Below are 17,108 nucleotides of genomic sequence, written 5' to 3' on the forward strand. Positions count from 1 at the left end.
TCCTTAACCGTTGCGCTTACGCGTTGATCGCGTCGATGCGCAGTTCGGTATAGTTCTGGCGGTGGCCGCCATGCTTCTGGTAGTGCTTCCGGCGACGCATCTTGAAGATGGTCACTTTTGCGTGACGACCTTGCGACACGACGGTAGCCTTGACGGAAGCCCCACTGACCAGCGGCGTACCGAACTTAATCGATTCGCCTTCGCCCACTGCGAGAACCTGGTCGAGCGTGATTTCAGCGTCAATGTCTGCCGGTATCTGTTCTACTTTAAGTTTTTCGCCGACGGCAACTTTATACTGCTTGCCACCGGTTTTTATGACCGCGTACATTGAGAACCTCACTCTGTGTTCATTTTTCCCACGCACCGCGCGCGGAAACCCGTGATTATACATAGAGTTAGCTGCTCGGTCAAAACTCATTGAGAGTCGCCGCGCACACCGCCCGGCGCCTTGCCGTCCAGCCCTGGCACACGGCCTCGCCGTGGCCTCCGTCGCGCCGTGCCGCAGCCTGCGACCCGGAACTGTCGCGATTCGCCTTATAATTCGCGGCACTACCCAATTCAGCCATCATGTCGTCGACTGCCACCCCCTCCTCCAACGCCGCCAGCCTGCTTGCTCCGATCGCCGAAGACATGCAGCAGGTCAATCGCGTCATACGGCACCGTCTGGCGTCCGACGTGATGCTGATCAATCAGATCTCTGAGTACATCATCAGTGCCGGGGGCAAGCGGCTGCGGCCCGCGCTCCTGCTGCTGGTGGCGGGCGCGCTGGGTGAAACCACCGGTCATCGGCACGAGCTCGCCGCGGTGGTGGAATTCATCCACACGGCGACGCTGCTGCACGACGACGTGGTCGACGAATCCGACCTGCGGCGCGGCCGCCAGACCGCCAATGCGCTGTTCGGCAACGCTGCGAGCGTGCTGGTCGGCGATTTTCTCTACTCCCGCTCGTTCCAGATGATGGTCGGCGTGGGCAAGATGCGCGTGATGGAAATCCTGTCGGAGGCGACCAACATCATCTCCGAAGGTGAAGTGCTGCAGTTGCTGAACATGCACGACGCCGACGTGGACGAAGCGCGCTACATGCAGGTGATCCGCTACAAAACCGCCAAATTGTTCGAAGCCGCCGCCCAGCTCGGTGCCGTGCTGGCCGGTTCGGACGCGAAGACGGAAGCCGCTGCCGCGGAATTCGGCCGCCGCATCGGCACCGCGTTCCAGATCATGGACGACTGGCTCGACTACACGGGCACGGCTGAATCGATGGGCAAGAACGCCGGCGACGATCTGCGCGAAGGCAAACCCACGCTTCCGCTGATTTATCTGATCGAACGCGGCACGCCCGAGCAGTCGGCACTCGCGCGGGAAGCCATCGAGCAAGGCGGCACCGATCGTTTCGACACCATTTTTGAGGCGATCACGCGTTCCGGCGCATTGGATCACACGCTCGAGTGCGCGAAGCAGGAAGCGATGGCCGCAGCTGCAGCAATTTCTTCATTTCCGGATTCCATTTTCAAAGATAGCCTGCTAGAATTATGTTCTTACTCGACGGCAAGACAGTCTTGAACGAGACTGAAACACCGTAAGAGTCCAGCAGTACAGATCGGGGTGTAGCTTAGCCTGGTAGAGCGCTACGTTCGGGACGTAGAGGCCGGAGGTTCGAATCCTCTCACCCCGACCAGATTTGCCTTGTTAGTTCAAGGCTCGAAAAACCGCCCAGCTTGCTTGGCGGTTTTTTGTTTTGGGCCGCGATTTTCTGCACCGCACCGACGCCTTGCGGCTCCGTACGATTTGCCCCAAACGTCATAGACCCTCCGCGGAGGCGGCTCGCCCAGCCCCCTCTGCTATATTCTCTCCATCCCGTCCCCTATCCTTCACTACGCGTGGAACAACTTCCCTTATGGGCGCAGATCGGCGCCGTCTTTCTGCTGCTTATCTGCTCCAGCTTCTTTTCGATTTCCGAAACGGCGATGATGGCGATCAACCGCCATCGCCTGAAACACCTTGCCAACCAGAATGCGCTCGGCGCAAAGACCACTCAAGGCCTGCTCGCGCACACCGATCAGCTGTTGAGCGTGGTCTTGATCGGCAACAATCTGTTCAACACGATCATCCCGGTGCTCACCACCTCGATCGCGCTGCACACCTTCGGCCGTAACAACGTAGTGCTGTCGATCGCGACCGGCATCGTCGCGTTTCTGATTATCGTGTTCGCGGAAATTACGCCGAAGATCGTCGGCGCAACCTTCCCCGAGAAGATCGCCCTGCCGGCCAGCCTGCTGATCGCACCGATGATGCGCATCGGCAGGCCGCTCGTCTGGTTCGTCAATCTGTTCGCGAACACGATCTTGCGCGTGCTGCATATCAATACCAAAGGCGCGCACGATCAGCGGCTTTCCACCGAAGAGCTGCGCACCATCGTGCTCGAATCAGGCAGCTTCATGCCGACCAAGCACCGCAGCATTCTGTTGAACCTGTTCGACCTCGAGAACATCTCCGTCGACGACGTGATGATCCCGCGCCGCCGCATCGAAGCGCTCGACTTCGACGCGCCGTTCGAACAGATCCTGCATCAGCTGGAAACCTGTTATCACAACAAGCTGATCGTCTATCAAGGCGACATCGACCGGGTGCTCGGCGTGCTCCACGTGCGCAAGACACTGGCTGCGCTGCACAACCAGGAACTCGAGCGCGAGACACTGCGCGAGTTGCTGGCCGAGCCGTATTTCGTGCCGAGCGGCACGCCGGTATTCCAGCAACTACAGTACTTCCAGGAAAGCCGTCACCGCACGGCGCTGGTCGTGAACGAATACGGCGAGTTGCAAGGGCTGGTCACGCCGGAAGACATCATCGAAGAGTTGATCGGCGAATTCACTACCTCGATTCCGCGTAGTGCCAATTCACGCGGCGGCTGGAACGAGAACGGCGAATGTATCGTGGCGGGCAGTATGCCGCTGCGCGAACTGAACCGCTGGCTGCATCTCACGCTGCCGACCGACGGACCGAAAACGCTCAACGGCCTGATCCTCGAGATCCTCGAAGAGATTCCGGACGGCGACGTCTGCGTGCAGATCGGCGAGGTGAAACTCGAAGTGATGCGCAGCGACGACCAGGCGATCCGCACCGTCAAGCTGTTCAAACCGCCCGTTCGCGCGGGCGCGAAAGCCATCAAGGCGGCGCGCGGCTAAGGCCTGCACACCGCACAGCGTCGCACATCGGCTCGAAACGCGCCATTAGCCGATCGGCTGAATGGTGGTGCCTGCGGCCTTACCGGATGATGAAGTCGTCGTGTTCTACAGGCGGCTCATCACCGGTCTCTCATGCAAGATTCTCTTCAACGCACGGCGTCGTTGCGGGCTGCCGTCTTAGATGGCGAAAGTCCAGCCCAACCCAGACATAACGCCTTTGCAGCAAACGCCAATGCCAGTGTCAATAGCAACCAAAGCGCGAATCTCGCCGACTCTGACAACGCGCCCGCCGTACGCCTGCTAACCGACACCTTGCAGGAGGCAACCCGCCGCAATGCGTCGGACCTGCACATCGAACCGGCGGAGCATGGCTGGCGCGTGCGCTTACGTATCGACGGCGTACTGCATGAAATCCCTCAGCCTCCCGCGCATCTGCGCGACGCGTTCATCACGCGCGTGAAAGTGCTAGCGCGCATGGATATCGCCGAACGGCGCGTACCGCAAGACGGACGGCTGCGGATTGCCACGTCACCTGGCCGCGTCGAAGACTATCGTGTTAACTCGCTGCCTACGTTGTTCGGTGAAAAGCTGGTGTTGCGCAGGCTCGACGCACTACCCACCGATCTGTCGCTCGACTCGCTCGGCCTCGATCCACAGCAACGTGAAGCCGTCGATGCCGCGATTCGCGCTCCGCACGGCCTCGTGCTCGTCACTGGCCCCACCGGTAGTGGCAAGACGCTGTCGCTGTATTGCTTCTTGCACATGCTCAACGATGAGGCGCGCAATCTGTGCTCGGTAGAGGATCCGGCGGAGATTCAACTGGCGGGTATCAATCAGGTAAGCGTGCGCGAAAAGGCCGGCCTGACATTCGCGGTGGCGCTGCGTGCATTTCTCCGTCAGGACCCCGATGTGATCATGGTCGGCGAAATCCGCGACGACGAAACCGCCGATGTTGCCGTGAAGGCAGCGCAAACCGGTCACCTGGTGCTGTCCACCTTGCATACGAACGACGCACCTGCGGCGGTCGCGCGCCTCATAGACATCGGCGTCGAACCGTACAATCTCGCCGCCGCGCTACGGATGGTGACGGCACAGCGGCTGGTGCGGCGGCTCTGCGTGGCATGCCGCGCACCGGCGCAGCAATCGGCAGCGGCGCTGCGAGCAGCAGGCTTCACTGACGATCACCTCGACAGCTGGCAACCATTCGCTGCAACCGGATGCGAAGCCTGCCACGGCATCGGCTACCGCGGCCGCGTCGGAGTTCACCAGGTGATGCCTGTCTCCGATGCGATGCGTGAGCTTATCGTGGCACGAGCAGGCACCCATGAACTGGCCCGGCTCGCGCAAACCGAACAAGTCGCCACCTTGCACGACGCGGCCCTCGCGCGCGTACGCGACGGCACGACGAGCCTGGCCGAGGCGTTGGCCGCCACCGAGGTCGCATGAGCACAGCGACGACTCACCCACCGCCAGCGGCCGAGCTGCGCTTCAAATGGCGCGGCGTCGATGCCGACGGCGTACAGAAAACCGGCGCGCTCATTGCGCCGGACGTCAGCACAGCACGCGCCATACTCAAACGCGAAAAGCTGTTCATCGTCGAACTCGCGGCACGCGGGCCAGCGCCGCGCCCCCAAACCCGCACCAACGACGTCACGGTGTTCACCAGGCAGCTCGCCAGTCTGCTACGCGCCGGCTTGCCACTCGCGCCTTCGCTGGAACTGCTGGCGCAAGCGGATGGTTCGCGCCGGCAAAGCATGCCGCGGATCGTCGGCGCGCTGGCACGCGGCATCACCGGTGGCCTGCGCTTTTCGGCAGCGTTGCAGCGGCATCCGGCGCAGTTCAACGCGCTGTACTGTCAACTTGTCGAAGTCGGCGAAGCAGCCGGCGCGCTGCCTGCCGTCCTCGCCCGGATCGCCGACGACCGCGAACGCGCCGCCGCGCAGCGTGCCAAGGTGCGCGCGGCGCTCACCTATCCGGTCGCGATCCTGTTGCTTGCCATCGCAATTACCGCCGCGTTGCTGGTGTGGGTCGTGCCGACTTTCAAGCAGATCTTCGACGGCTTCGGCGCGAAACTACCCGCGCCCACGCAGTTCGTGCTGGCTTTGTCAGCGGGTGCCGCGCGGTGGAGCATTCCTCTGGTCATCATGGTTTTCGCCGCGGGCTCGGCTATGACGTTTCTGCTACGACGTTCTGAAGCAGCGCGCATCCGGTTCTCGCGCATATCGCTGACAATGCCGGTCGCCGGTCCGTTGCTGCGCACCTTGTGCGCGGCGCGCTGGAGCCGCGCACTCGGCACCTTGCTGTCGGCGGGCACACCGCTCGCGGACGCATTCGATTCACTGACTCACGCTACCGGCAACGCTTTCTTCGATCGCGCCACCGTGGAGATTGCTGCGCGGCTGCGGCGCGGCGAACGGCTCGCCGCCGCAATGCGCGCGGCGCACTGCTTTCCACCGGAGGTCGTGCAGCCGGTTGCGGTTGCCGAGGAGTCAGGGGCGCTCGATACGATGCTGATCGATGTGGCGTCGCTCGCCGATCGTCAGGTAGACGAAAAGATCGGCACGCTCTCGAGCCTGTGCGAACCACTTGTCATCATCGTGCTGGGCACGCTGGTCGGCGGCCTGGTGATCGCGATGTATCTTCCCATTATTCAACTCGGCAACGTGGTGTAGCATCGCAGCCGAATCCCACCCTTTATATGCAGGCTACCCTTCCGCTCGTGTCAGATACTTCTTCCAGCCTGTTTTCGGGCCTGCTGTCCGGCCACGTCACAACCGGTCTCGGCCTCGCGTTCGGCAGCTTGCCCAGCGGCCTGCAGATTGCATTCGCGATCGTGTTCGGGCTGGTGATCGGCAGTTTCCTGAACGTGGTCGTGCATCGGGTGCCAATCATGCTGGAGCGTACGTGGCGCGAGGAAGTCAGCGAGGCCACCGAACAAGTGCCCGAAGACGACGGCCTGCCCGCCCGCTACAACCTGTGGGTGCCGCGTAGCGCGTGCCCTCATTGCGGCCACGTGCTCAGCGCGTGGGAGAACCTGCCGGTGCTGAGCTATCTGCTGTTGCGCGGACGCTGCTCCGCATGCAAGACACACGTAAGCCTGCGCTACCCGCTGCTCGAAATCGCCAGCGCCGCCTTCGCGGCCGGGGCGCTCGCGCTGTATGGGCCGACGGGCATGGCACTCGCCGCCTTCGGACTATGCGCCGCCTTGCTCGCAATGAGCGCGATCGATATCGACACTCATCTGCTCCCTGACTCCATGACACTGCCGCTCCTGTGGGCCGGCTTGATCGTCAACTTCAACGGCATGTTCGCGAGCCTGCACGATGCCGTGCTGGGCGCGATCTTCGGCTATCTGGTGCTATGGGTCGTACATTGGCTGTTCCGGCTGGTACGCGGCGTCGAAGGGATGGGTTATGGCGATTTCAAACTGCTGGCTGCGCTCGGTGCGTGGCTCGGCTGGGCCGCGCTACCGCAAATCGTGCTGATCGCGGCCGTCGCCGGCGCAGTGGTCGGCCTCGCGGCGACGTGGCGCGGCCGCATGCGCTTCGAAGAGCCGCTGCCGTTCGGGCCGTTTCTCGCAGCGGGCGGTGCTGTTACGCTATTTCTCGGCACACCGCTTTATCTGGCGTTGGGAGGCTGAAGCATGTTTGCTGTGGGACTGACCGGTGGCATAGGCAGCGGCAAATCGACCGTGGCTGACCTGTTCGCCGCGCACGGCGTGCCGCTTGTCGACACAGACCTGATTGCGCACCGCATCACGGCGCCACACGGCATCGCAATGCCGCAGATCGCCGCGGAGTTCGGCGATTCGTTCGTCGCGGCAGACGGCTCGCTCGACCGCGCCCGCATGCGCACGCTGGTATTCAGCGACGACGGCGCGCGCAAACGCCTCGAAGGCATCACGCATCCATTGATTCGTGCGGAGACCGAACGCGAGCAGCGCGAGGCGCAAGGGCCGTACGTAATCGTGGTGGTACCGCTGCTGGTGGAGTCGGGTAGCTGGAAGACTCGCGTGAATCGTGTACTGACCGTCGATTGCAGCGTCGAGACGCAAATTTCGCGCGTGATGAGCCGCAACGGCTTTAGCCGTGAACAGGTGCTGGCGATCATCGCCCGCCAGGCAACGCGCGAAGCACGCCTCGTCGCAGCGGACGACATCATCGACAACGATAACGCGCCGCTCGAGGCACTCGAGGCGCAGGTCGACGCACAGCATCGCGTCTATCTGTCCCTAGCGGGCACCTGAGAATACGCTGAACGTGGCTTGCTGCCATGTTTGCTCAGCCATGCAGTGACAGGCACACGCAAAGCACGCGCCAAACCGCCTGAAACATGTGAAAAAAGTTGCGAAAGCGCGCTGAAAAAGTGCGTGATTGCTAGGGTAGTCTCACGGCATTAGAATGTTCTGCATTCCCGTCACCGACCACGCCCGAGGCGAGCCCGCTTGATCCTTTACGAGTATCCCTTCAACGAGCGAATCCGGACGCTGTTGCGCCTCGAAGATCTGTTCGAGCGCTTCACGTTCTTTCTGACTCAGGAAGACGCCAGGGAACATCACGTCGCACTGACAACGTTGTTCGAAATCTCAGAGGTTGCGGGTCGCGCGGATCTGAAGTCCGATCTGATGAAGGAGCTCGAGCGCCAACGGCAAACGCTGGCGCCGTTCCGGGGCAATCCGGGGATCGAGCAGAACGCGCTGGAATCCGTGCTAGGGGAAATCGAGCAAACCTTGTCGGGGCTTTCACAGATGCAGGGCAAGACCGGTCAGCATCTGGCGGACAACGAGTGGCTCGCCAGCATTCGCAGCCGCGCGATCATCCCTGGCGGCACTTGCAAGTTCGATTTGCCTTCGTACTACGCATGGCAGCAGATCCATCCTGATCAGCGTCGGCAGGACATCGCCAAATGGGTCACGCCGCTGCTGCCGTTACGCGACGCGGCAACAATCGTGCTGCGCCTCGCGCGCGAATCGGGTCAGGCGTCCAAGGTCATGGCGATGCAGGGCAGCTATCAGCAGATGCTGTCAGGCCGTTCATACCAATTGATGCAGGTACGGGTGGCACCGGAATTGCGGGTGATCCCCGAGGCCAGCGCCAACAAGTACATGCTCTGGGTGCGATTCACAGTGCAGGACGGCGATTTGCGTCCGCGCGCGGTGGATGTCGACGTGCCGTTCCAGCTCACACTTTGCAGCCTGTAACGCCGGCCCTGCAGACCTGAATCGAGGGGCCGCGCCTTTAAAGCGGCGAAAAATGCCCCTATATTCGTAACTTGTTCCGTTTCCGATTGACTGCCTGACCGTATGCCTACCGTCGTCAAATGCCCCACTTGCGGCAAGGATGTCCGCTGGACTCCAGAAAGCCGCTTCCGCCCGTTCTGCTCTGACCGCTGCAAGCAGACCGACCTCGGCGCCTGGGCCGCTGAGAAGTACAAGATAGGCGGCACAGAGGAAGAAACGCCGTCGGATGAATCGCCCGGCGGGGACTACAACCCGCATTAAGCGCTGCAGACTGCAGACGCTCACCGCTTGCGCGCGTGCTGCGACCAAGCAAAACGGCGCTGCTCACGCAGCGCCGTTTAAAACCGCCGACCATTTCTCTAGTTTTTCTCAGCCGCGAGCCATTCCAGCACGGGAATCGTCGCCGGCAGCAGTGGCGAAACATCCGCCGGCAGCGCCTGCCACACAAATGCCTGGCCTTCGCGGCCATGCGGTTCGCCGGACCACTGCGTCACCTTGCAGAAGAATAGCCGCACATAGGCGTGCGGGTAATCGTGTTCGAGCGTGTGCCAAAGATGGCTCGCCTTGACGTCGATACCCAGTTCCTCGTGCAGCTCGCGGGCTAGCGCGGCCTCGACCGACTCGCCCGCTTCCAGCTTGCCACCCGGAAACTCCCAGTACCCCTCGTACGGCTTGCCTGCCGGGCGCTGTGCCAGCAGATAGCGTCCGTCAGGCTGAATCAGCACGCCGACCGCGACTTCAGTCACCGGGCGGCCAGCCACGTTCTTTTGCGCATCGCTCATGCCGGGGTCTTCCGTCCGGACCAGTCGCGAGCGAATTGCCACGCGACGCGCCCCGAGCGCGACCCGCGCTCCAGCGCCCACACCAGCGCATCGCCGCGAGCCGCTTCGACTTCCGCGTCGTCGCAGCCGAAATGGCGCAGCCAGTGGCCGATGATCGACAGGTAGTCGTCCTGCTTGAACGGATAGAAGCTGACCCACAGCCCGAAGCGCTCGGACAGCGAGATCTTCTCTTCGACCAGCTCGCCCGGATGAATCTCGCCGTCGGACGTGTGCTTGTACGTCTCGTTGTCGCTCATATACTCGGGCAACAGATGGCGGCGATTGGACGTCGCGTAGATCAACACGTTGTCCGACTGCGCAGCGATCGAGCCATCGAGCGCGACCTTCAGCGCCTTGTAGCCCGACTCCCCATCTTCGAACGAAAGGTCGTCGCAGAACACCACGAAGCGCTCCGGCCGCTGCGCGATCAGATCGACGATGTCGCCGAGATCGTGCAGATCGTCTTTATCCACTTCGATCAGGCGCAGGCCGTCTTTTGCATAGGCGTTCAGGCAAGCCTTGATCAGCGACGACTTGCCGGTGCCGCGCGCGCCTGTCAGCAGCACGTTGTTGGCCGGCTGCTTGCGCACGAACTGACGTGTGTTCTGCTCGATCAACCCTTTCTGTCGATCGATGTTTTGCAGGTCGTCGAGCGTGATCGACGAAATGGCGGGCACCGGCTGCAGATAGCCGCGCCCCTGGCGCTTGCGCCAGCGAAAGGCGACCGCCGCCGACCAGTCGATCTCCGGTGCAGCGGGCGGAAGCATAGCTTCGAGGCGGACGAGCACGGCTTCGGCCCGGGTCAGAAACTGTTCGAGTTTGTCCATGGCTGTGAGATAAGCGGCCTTAAGCGCCGCGTAATAAACCTGGTTACGAACGATAGTCGGCGTTGATGCTCACGTAATCGTGCGACAGATCGCAAGTCCAGATCGTGGCTTGCGCATTACCGCGGCCGAGTACGACACGAATGCCGATCTCGCTCTTTTTCATGACGCGCTGGCCATCTTCCTCACGGTAGGCCGGGTTGCGGCCACCGGCGGTAGCAACCAGCACGTCGTCCAGATACAGATCGATCTTGCCGACGTCGAGATCGTCCACGCCGGCATAGCCGATGGCCGCAAGAATGCGGCCGAGATTCGGATCCGATGCATAGAAGGCTGTCTTCACGAGCGGCGAGTGGCCGATCGCGTACGCAATCTGGCGGCATTCGCCGACGCTCGAGCCGCCTTCGACATGCACGGTCATGAATTTGGTCGCGCCTTCGCCGTCGCGCACGATCAGCTGTGCGAGGGTCTGGGCGACTTCGGTCACCGCGTCGCGCAGCGCTGCATAAGCGGGCGAATCGGTGGACGTGATCGCCGGCAGGCTCGATTTGCCCGAGGCGATCAGGATGAACGAATCGTTGGTCGACGTATCGCCGTCGATCGTGATGCAGTTGAACGAGCGGTCCGCCACGTGCTTGACCAGTGCGTCGAGCACCGGCTGCGCGACGCTAGCGTCGAACGCGAGGAAGCCTAGCATGGTCGCCATGTTCGGCTTGATCATGCCGGCGCCCTTGCTGATGCCGGTGAGCGTGACCGTGTGGCCGTCGATCGTGACCTGGCGCGAGGTGGCTTTCGGCAAGGTATCCGTGGTCATGATCGCCTGAGCGGCGTCGTACCAGTTGGCTTCCTTGCGGTTCGCCAGCGCCGCGGGCAGACCCGCCTTCAGACGATCGACCGGCAGCGGTTCAAGAATCACACCCGTCGAAAACGGCAACACCTGTTCCGGCGCGATATCAACGAGACGCGCGAGCTCGACGCAGGTTTCGCGCGCGGCCACGAGGCCGGGCTCACCCGTGCCTGCATTTGCGTTACCGGTGTTGATCACCAGCGCGCGAATCGGCTTGCCGCCCGCGCGCACGCGCTCCAGATTCTCTCGGCACACAGTGACGGGTGCGGCGCAAAAACGGTTCTGCGTGAACACGCCGCCTACTGTCGCGCCTTCGCCGACAGAAATGACCAGCACGTCCTTGCGGTTCGGCTTGCGGATATTCGCCTCCGCCCAGCCCAGCGTGACGCCGGCGACAGGGTGAAGTTGAGTGGGATCGATCGAGGGGAAATTGACAGCCATGGTCGCGACCTGTCGAAGAAAATGCCGGCAGGCGCCGGCATCGAGGGATCGGTAACTGATGGCTCAAGCCTGTAGCCGAACCACCGCGAAATCATCAGCAAAACATTGTGTAAAACGAAGCGGCGCGCTTAAAGCGCGCCGCTTTTCGGCATTATGCGATCTTGCCGTGACACTGCTTGTACTTCTTGCCGCTGCCGCACGGGCACGGGTCGTTACGGCCGACCTTCGGCACGTTGTCCACGCTCACGTCCGACCCAATGGCATGCGAGGCGCCGTGGCTCATCGCGTCGCCGATCATGGCGGCGGTAGCCGCTTCCGCAGCGGCAGGCGCTGCTGCTGCCGCTTCGGCGAATTCGGCGTGACGGAACTCGACGTTTTCGAGGTGGCCGCCTTGCTCTTCGAGTTGCTCGGCGGCCTGTTCCAGCTGTTCCGGCGACTGGATCTGCACGTTCATCACCACCCGGGTGACTTCGAGCTTCACGGCGTCGAGCATCGCGGCGAATAGTTCGAACGCCTCGCGCTTGTATTCCTGCTTCGGATTCTTCTGTGCGTACCCGCGCAGATGGATACCCTGGCGCAGGTGATCGAGCGCGGCCAGATGCTCGCGCCAGCTACGGTCCAGCGTTTGCAGCATGATCGAGCGTTCGAACGCGCTGAACGATTCGCGGCCGACCTGTTCGACCTTCGATTCATACGCTTCGTCTGCGGCGGCTTCGACAGCTTCGAGAATCTCGTCCGCGCTGATCGAGTTCGACTCGTTGATCATTTCCTGAATCGCGAGGTCGAGCTGCCATTCGTTGCGCAGCACTTCCTCCAGCTCGGGCACGTCCCACTGCTCTTCGATGCTGCCGGCCGGCACGAACTGGTGAACGATATCGGCGATCACGCCGCCGCGCATCGCGCCGATCGTTTCGGTGATGTCGTTCGCTTCGAGCAATTCATTGCGCTGCTGGTAGATTACCTTGCGCTGATCGTTCGACACATCGTCGTATTCGAGCAATTGCTTGCGAACGTCGAAGTTACGCGCTTCAACCTTGCGTTGCGCCGATTCGATCGAACGCGACACGATGCCCGCCTCGATCGCCTCGCCTTCCGGCATCTTCAGACGGTCCATGATCGCGCGCACGCGATCACCAGCGAAAATGCGCAGCAGCGGATCTTCCAGCGACAGATAGAAGCGCGACGAACCCGGATCGCCCTGACGGCCGGCACGGCCGCGCAACTGGTTGTCGATCCGGCGCGATTCGTGACGTTCGGTGCCGATGATGTGCAGACCGCCCGCGGCCTTCACCTGATCGTGCAGCGCCTGCCATTCGTCGTGCAGCTTCTGGATACGGCGTTGTTTCTCTTCTTCCGAAAGCGTTTCGTCCTTCTCGATGAAGGACGCCTGCTTTTCAGCGTTGCCGCCGAGCACGATGTCAGTACCGCGACCGGCCATGTTCGTGGCGATCGTGACCCGCTTCGGACGGCCTGCTTCGGCGACGATCTCAGCTTCACGCGCGTGCTGCTTGGCGTTCAGCACTTCGTGCGGCAACCCGGCCTGCTTCAGCAGATGCGACAGCAGTTCCGAGTTCTCGATCGACGTCGTGCCGACCAGCACCGGCTGACCGCGCTCATGGCAATCGCGGATGTCGCGAATCACCGCGTCATAGCGCTCCTTGGCGGTCTTGTAGATCTGATCCTGCTTGTCGATCCGCTTCGGCGGACGGTTGGTCGGGATCACGACCGTTTCGAGACCATAGATCTCGTTGAATTCGTACGCTTCGGTGTCGGCCGTGCCGGTCATGCCGGACAGCTTCGCGTACATACGGAAATAGTTCTGGAAAGTGATCGACGCGAGCGTCTGGTTCTCGCTCTGGATCTTGACGTGTTCCTTCGCCTCGACGGCCTGGTGCAAACCATCCGACCAGCGGCGGCCCGACATCAGACGGCCGGTGAATTCGTCGACGATCACGACTTCGCCGTTCTGCACGACGTAGTGCTGATCCTTGAAGAACAGCGTGTGCGCGCGCAGTGCAGCGTACACATGGTGCATCAGCGTGATGTTCTGCGGCGCGTACAGGCTTTCGCCCTCGCCAATCAGGCCCCATTCGGCGAGCAGACGCTCAGCCTTTTCGTGGCCCGATTCCGTCAGGAAGACCTGGCGGCCTTTTTCGTCCAGCGTGTAGTCGCCCGGCTTTTCGACGCCGGTGCCGTCCGCTTTTTCTTCGCCGATCTGGCGTTCGAGCAGCGGCGGCAGCGCATTCATGCGCACATAGAGTTCGGTGTGATCTTCGGCCTGGCCGGAGATGATCAGCGGCGTACGGGCTTCGTCGATCAGGATCGAGTCGACCTCGTCGACCACCGCGAAATTCAGGGCTCGCTGCACGCGCGCATCGGTCTCATAGACCATGTTGTCGCGCAGGTAGTCGAAGCCGAATTCGTTGTTGGTGCCGTAGGTGATGTCTGCCGCGTACGCTTCCTGCTTCGCGCCATGATCCATCTGCGACAGATTGATGCCGACCGAAAGACCCAGGAAGTTGTACAGACGCGCCATCCATTCGGCGTCGCGTTGTGCCAGGTAGTCGTTGACCGTAACAACGTGCACGCCACGACCGGACAGCGCATTCAGGTACACCGGCAGCGTAGCGACGAGCGTCTTGCCTTCGCCGGTGCGCATTTCGCCGATCTTGCCGTAATGCAGGACCATGCCGCCGATCAGCTGCACGTCGAAGTGGCGCATTTTCAGCGTCCGCTTGCTGGCCTCGCGGCACACCGCGAAAGCCTCCGGCAGGAGCTTGTCGAGCGACTCGCCACTCGCGACGCGCTGGCGGAATTCACCCGTTTTGGCGCGCAGTTGGTCGTCCGTCAATTGCTCGATCTGCGGCTCGAGCGCATTGATCGCCGTGACGGTCTTTTGATATTGCTTGACTAGCCGCTGGTTGCGGCTGCCAAAAATCTTCTGTAGAAAACCGGTGGTCATCGGATCGGTGTCTGCGTCGCGGCTTCGGCTGGTTCGCGGCGTGCAAGTTCATGCACGTGCGCTCCGGGGTCGGAAGGGCCTCGGCGGCTTAGTCCAAGAGTGAATTCGAATCGGGCATTTTAGCACGCGCCCCCGGCCGCGCCTGTGTCAGCCGTGCGACGTTGGCAGGGCACAGAAAGCCCGCCGCAGCGACGTCCGACGGTACGCATTGAGGCGGGTCCGCATGCATCCCGCGCGGTACAATCGCGGCGTGAACGCACATAGGGTGCGAACGCGCCGTTACTATTGAACATGAGCCGTATTCCGTCCTTTTCAAGGCCGCCGCCCAAGCAGTTCAAAGCGCGCCGCCCGCAGCCCGTCGCCGAAGTGCTGAATCGCACCGACGCGTTTGTGGCCCTGCGCGCGGGCGTCGAGCAGATTGCGGCGCTGGAAAAGGATCTGCGTGAACTGCTGCCGGATTATCTGGCCACGAGCGTGGAGCCCAGCTTCATCAAGGAAGGCGTGCTGGCCCTATTTGCCGCGCACAATGCGCTGGCCGCCCGTCTGCGCCAGATCGAACCGAGGTTGCTGTCGGATCTGCAGCAGCGCGGCTGGCCGGTCAATGCGCTGAGAATTCGCGTGCGGCCGCAGCCTCTGAAGGAGCCGCCGCCGGTCAAACAGGCGCGTATGACGCCGGTCGGCGCGGACGCGCTGCACGCGCTCTCCCAATCGCTCGCGCCCTCGCCGCTGCAGGAAGCTTTGGCGAAAATGGCAGCGCGGCATCGGAGAAATCGCTGAGCAAAAAATAAGCGGCCCATCTGGGCCGCTTATTTTTCATCCATTCGCTTCGGACATTTCATCCGAAAGCGCTACGCCGATCAGGCAAATGCCGTCTGCGTTTCGTACGCGAAGCCGCGCGGCGCCTTCTGCGTGTCGTCGAACGTGACGACTTCGTACGCATCTTCATGCGCCAGCAACTCGCGCAACAAAGCGTTGTTCAGGCCGTGGCCCGATTTGTATGCCGTGTACGAAGCCAGCAGCGGATGGCCGACCACGTACAGGTCGCCAATCGCGTCGAGCATCTTGTGCTTCACGAATTCGTCGTCGTAACGCAGGCCGTCGTTGTTCAGAATGCGGTATTCGTCCAGCACGATGGCGTTATCCATGCTGCCACCGCGTGCCAAACCGAGTTCGCGCATCATTTCCACTTCATGCGCAAAGCCGAACGTACGCGCACGGGCAATTTCCCGCACATACGACGTATTGGCAAAATCCACTTCCAGCGCCTGGCCGGTTTTATCCACAGCCGGGTGACGGAAATCGATGGTGAATTTGAGTTTGAAACCGAAATACGGATCGAGACGCGCGAATTTATCGCCGTCGCGAATTTCAACCGGCTTGGTGACCTTGATGAATTTCTTCGGCGCGTTCTGTTCTTCAATACCGGCCGACTGAATCAGAAACACGAACGAACCCGCACTGCCGTCCATGATCGGAATTTCTTCCGCGGTGACGTCGATATAAAGATTGTCGATGCCGAGGCCTGCGCATGCGGACATCAAATGCTCGATGGTCGACACGCGCGCGCCGTCTTTCTGCAGTACGGAAGCCAGACGCGTATCGCCAATCGCCATAGCCGACGCAGGGATATCCACCGGCGTAGGCAAATCCACCCGCGAAAACACAATGCCGGTGTTCGCCGCCGCCGGGCGGAGCGTCAATTCGACTTTGCGGCCGGAGTGCAGGCCGATGCCGACTGTCTTGACGATTGATTTGATAGTGCGCTGCTTCAACATGGTGATCTTCTATTCGATTGAAAATCCCAATCGGGACTTTTTATTCCATAGCGCGAAGTATACTCCAATACCCTAAGGAGCGTCGTTACACGGAACGTATCAATCTGTTTCGCTGCATTACCCAAAGCGCGCCCGTCAGGGAAAGCGTGACGGGCCGATGTCCGGAACGGAGGCGTTTCCGGTCATCGGCCCGAGTAACGGCCCGTCACAAAAGCGTCTTATGCGCCGTTGCCCTGATACAACGCGGTAACCGCGCAGATCGAGGCAAAGGCATCGAACGCCATCGTAACTAGCTCAACGTAGCGAGAATACTCCCTGCATCGCTGACTTCGAATTTGCCGGCAGCCTCGACGTTCAACGTCTTGACCACGCCGTCGTCGACAACCATTGCGTAGCGCTGGGAACGGATTCCCATGCCGCGCGCCGACAAATCCTGCTCAAGACCGAGCGCCCGCGTGAAAGCCGCACTGCCATCCGCCATCATGCGCACCTTGCCCGAGGCGTGCTGATCGCGTCCCCACGCGCCCATTACGAACGCGTCGTTGACGGACACGCACCAGATCTCGTCGATGCCAAGCGCGCGCAACTGCTCGGCGTGCTCGACGTAACCCGGTACATGTTTGGCTGAACAGGTCGGCGTGAACGCACCGGGCAATCCGAAGATCACCACGCGCTTACCCGCCGTCTGCTCGTGCACGTCGAAGCTGTTAGGCCCCAGCGTACAGCCCGCCCGCGCGTCTTCGACGAACTCGAAGAGCGTCGCGTCGGGCAGCTTTTCACCTACTTGAATCATGCTCAGTCCTTTGCATCGATGCGAAGCACACTCGCACGCCATCGTGTCGCAGTGAAATTCAGCGTCTGCCTAACTGCAGGCTCCGCCATCCGGCGACAGTTGCCCCATCCGCTTCGCGAATCCGAAGAGGGCACTTGTCCTTGCCGCGAATCAGACGATACGCGGCTTGTTCGCCGTTCACCCGCCACGCTCATGCATTCGTCCGCCAGTGCTACGCTGCTGTA

The 17,108-nt window shown here is 61.7% G+C and carries 16 protein-coding genes and 1 tRNA gene; 10 read left to right on the forward strand and 7 right to left on the reverse strand.

Annotated elements, in window-relative coordinates; genetic code table 11:
* Positions 1–16: 16 nt before the first annotated feature.
* Positions 17–328: a 50S ribosomal protein L21 gene (rplU, locus tag BM438_RS37735; RefSeq protein WP_007180329.1), complete on the reverse strand. Its 312-nt coding sequence runs from the start codon at positions 326–328 to the stop codon at positions 17–19.
* A 239-nt stretch (positions 329–567) separates the two neighbouring features.
* Between rplU and BM438_RS37740 the strand changes: the two genes are divergently transcribed.
* From BM438_RS37740 to BM438_RS37780, 9 genes are all read left to right on the forward strand, one after another.
* On the forward strand, positions 568–1,560 hold the full coding sequence (locus BM438_RS37740) for a polyprenyl synthetase family protein (RefSeq protein ID WP_054040757.1): 993 nt from the start codon (positions 568–570) through the stop codon (positions 1,558–1,560).
* 38 nt (positions 1,561–1,598) lie between these two features.
* A tRNA-Pro gene (locus BM438_RS37745) sits at positions 1,599–1,675 on the forward strand.
* A 202-nt stretch (positions 1,676–1,877) separates the two neighbouring features.
* Entirely contained in the window at positions 1,878–3,182 is a 1,305-nt protein-coding gene (locus BM438_RS37750; RefSeq protein ID WP_200620032.1) for an HlyC/CorC family transporter, read from the forward strand.
* 132 nt (positions 3,183–3,314) lie between these two features.
* A complete protein-coding gene (locus BM438_RS37755) occupies positions 3,315–4,628 on the forward strand; it encodes a GspE/PulE family protein (protein WP_093645235.1) in 1,314 nt (437 codons plus the stop codon).
* The gene (locus BM438_RS37760; RefSeq protein WP_093645237.1) at positions 4,625–5,854 is read left to right on the forward strand and encodes a type II secretion system F family protein; all 1,230 of its coding nucleotides are present in this window, start codon (positions 4,625–4,627) and stop codon (positions 5,852–5,854) included. Before BM438_RS37755 ends, BM438_RS37760 begins: the two co-directional genes overlap by 4 nt.
* 26 nt (positions 5,855–5,880) lie before the next feature.
* Positions 5,881–6,822, forward strand: coding sequence for a prepilin peptidase (locus BM438_RS37765; protein ID WP_093645239.1), 942 nt, complete (start codon positions 5,881–5,883; stop codon positions 6,820–6,822).
* Positions 6,823–6,825: 3 nt separating this feature from the next.
* Complete coding sequence (coaE, locus tag BM438_RS37770; protein WP_093645241.1) at positions 6,826–7,428, forward strand: dephospho-CoA kinase; 603 nt, start codon at positions 6,826–6,828, stop codon at positions 7,426–7,428.
* A 198-nt stretch (positions 7,429–7,626) separates the two neighbouring features.
* Positions 7,627–8,382, forward strand: a complete 756-nt coding sequence (gene zapD, locus BM438_RS37775; protein ID WP_054040764.1) for a cell division protein ZapD — start codon at positions 7,627–7,629, stop codon at positions 8,380–8,382.
* Between the two features lie 102 nt (positions 8,383–8,484).
* Positions 8,485–8,682 (forward strand): DNA gyrase inhibitor YacG, encoded by a 198-nt coding sequence (locus BM438_RS37780; protein ID WP_093645243.1) that lies wholly within the window; start codon positions 8,485–8,487, stop codon positions 8,680–8,682.
* 98 nt (positions 8,683–8,780) lie between these two features.
* On the opposite strand, the gene BM438_RS37785 is transcribed toward BM438_RS37780, so the two are convergent.
* From BM438_RS37785 to secA, 4 genes are all read right to left on the reverse strand, one after another.
* A complete protein-coding gene (locus BM438_RS37785; protein WP_054040765.1) occupies positions 8,781–9,203 on the reverse strand; it encodes an NUDIX domain-containing protein in 423 nt (140 codons plus the stop codon).
* Positions 9,200–10,069 carry an ATP-binding protein gene (locus tag BM438_RS37790; RefSeq protein WP_093645245.1) on the reverse strand — a complete coding sequence of 290 codons (870 nt, stop codon included), beginning with the start codon at positions 10,067–10,069 and terminating at the stop codon, positions 9,200–9,202. The genes BM438_RS37785 and BM438_RS37790 overlap by 4 nt, the downstream gene beginning before the upstream one ends.
* 43 nt (positions 10,070–10,112) lie before the next feature.
* Positions 10,113–11,354, reverse strand: coding sequence for a bifunctional glutamate N-acetyltransferase/amino-acid acetyltransferase ArgJ (argJ, locus tag BM438_RS37795; protein ID WP_093645247.1), 1,242 nt, complete (start codon positions 11,352–11,354; stop codon positions 10,113–10,115).
* Positions 11,355–11,505: 151 nt separating this feature from the next.
* Entirely contained in the window at positions 11,506–14,316 is a 2,811-nt protein-coding gene (secA, locus tag BM438_RS37800; protein WP_093645249.1) for a preprotein translocase subunit SecA, read from the reverse strand.
* Positions 14,317–14,607: 291 nt separating this feature from the next.
* Here secA and BM438_RS37805 point away from each other — a divergent pair, with 291 nt between their 5' ends.
* On the forward strand, positions 14,608–15,093 hold the full coding sequence (locus tag BM438_RS37805; protein ID WP_054040773.1) for a DciA family protein: 486 nt from the start codon (positions 14,608–14,610) through the stop codon (positions 15,091–15,093).
* An 80-nt stretch (positions 15,094–15,173) separates the two neighbouring features.
* Here BM438_RS37805 and lpxC read toward each other — a convergent pair whose 3' ends face one another.
* Both lpxC and BM438_RS37815 read right to left on the reverse strand, forming a co-directional pair.
* Positions 15,174–16,091 (reverse strand): UDP-3-O-acyl-N-acetylglucosamine deacetylase, encoded by a 918-nt coding sequence (gene lpxC, locus BM438_RS37810; RefSeq protein WP_093645251.1) that lies wholly within the window; start codon positions 16,089–16,091, stop codon positions 15,174–15,176.
* A gap of 289 nt (positions 16,092–16,380) precedes the next feature.
* Positions 16,381–16,884 carry a peroxiredoxin gene (locus tag BM438_RS37815; RefSeq protein WP_093645253.1) on the reverse strand — a complete coding sequence of 168 codons (504 nt, stop codon included), beginning with the start codon at positions 16,882–16,884 and terminating at the stop codon, positions 16,381–16,383.
* Between the last annotated feature and the right edge of the window lie 224 nt (positions 16,885–17,108).

Origin of the sequence: Paraburkholderia aspalathi, from assembly GCF_900116445.1 — a bacterium.
GTDB lineage: Bacteria > Pseudomonadota > Gammaproteobacteria > Burkholderiales > Burkholderiaceae > Paraburkholderia > Paraburkholderia aspalathi.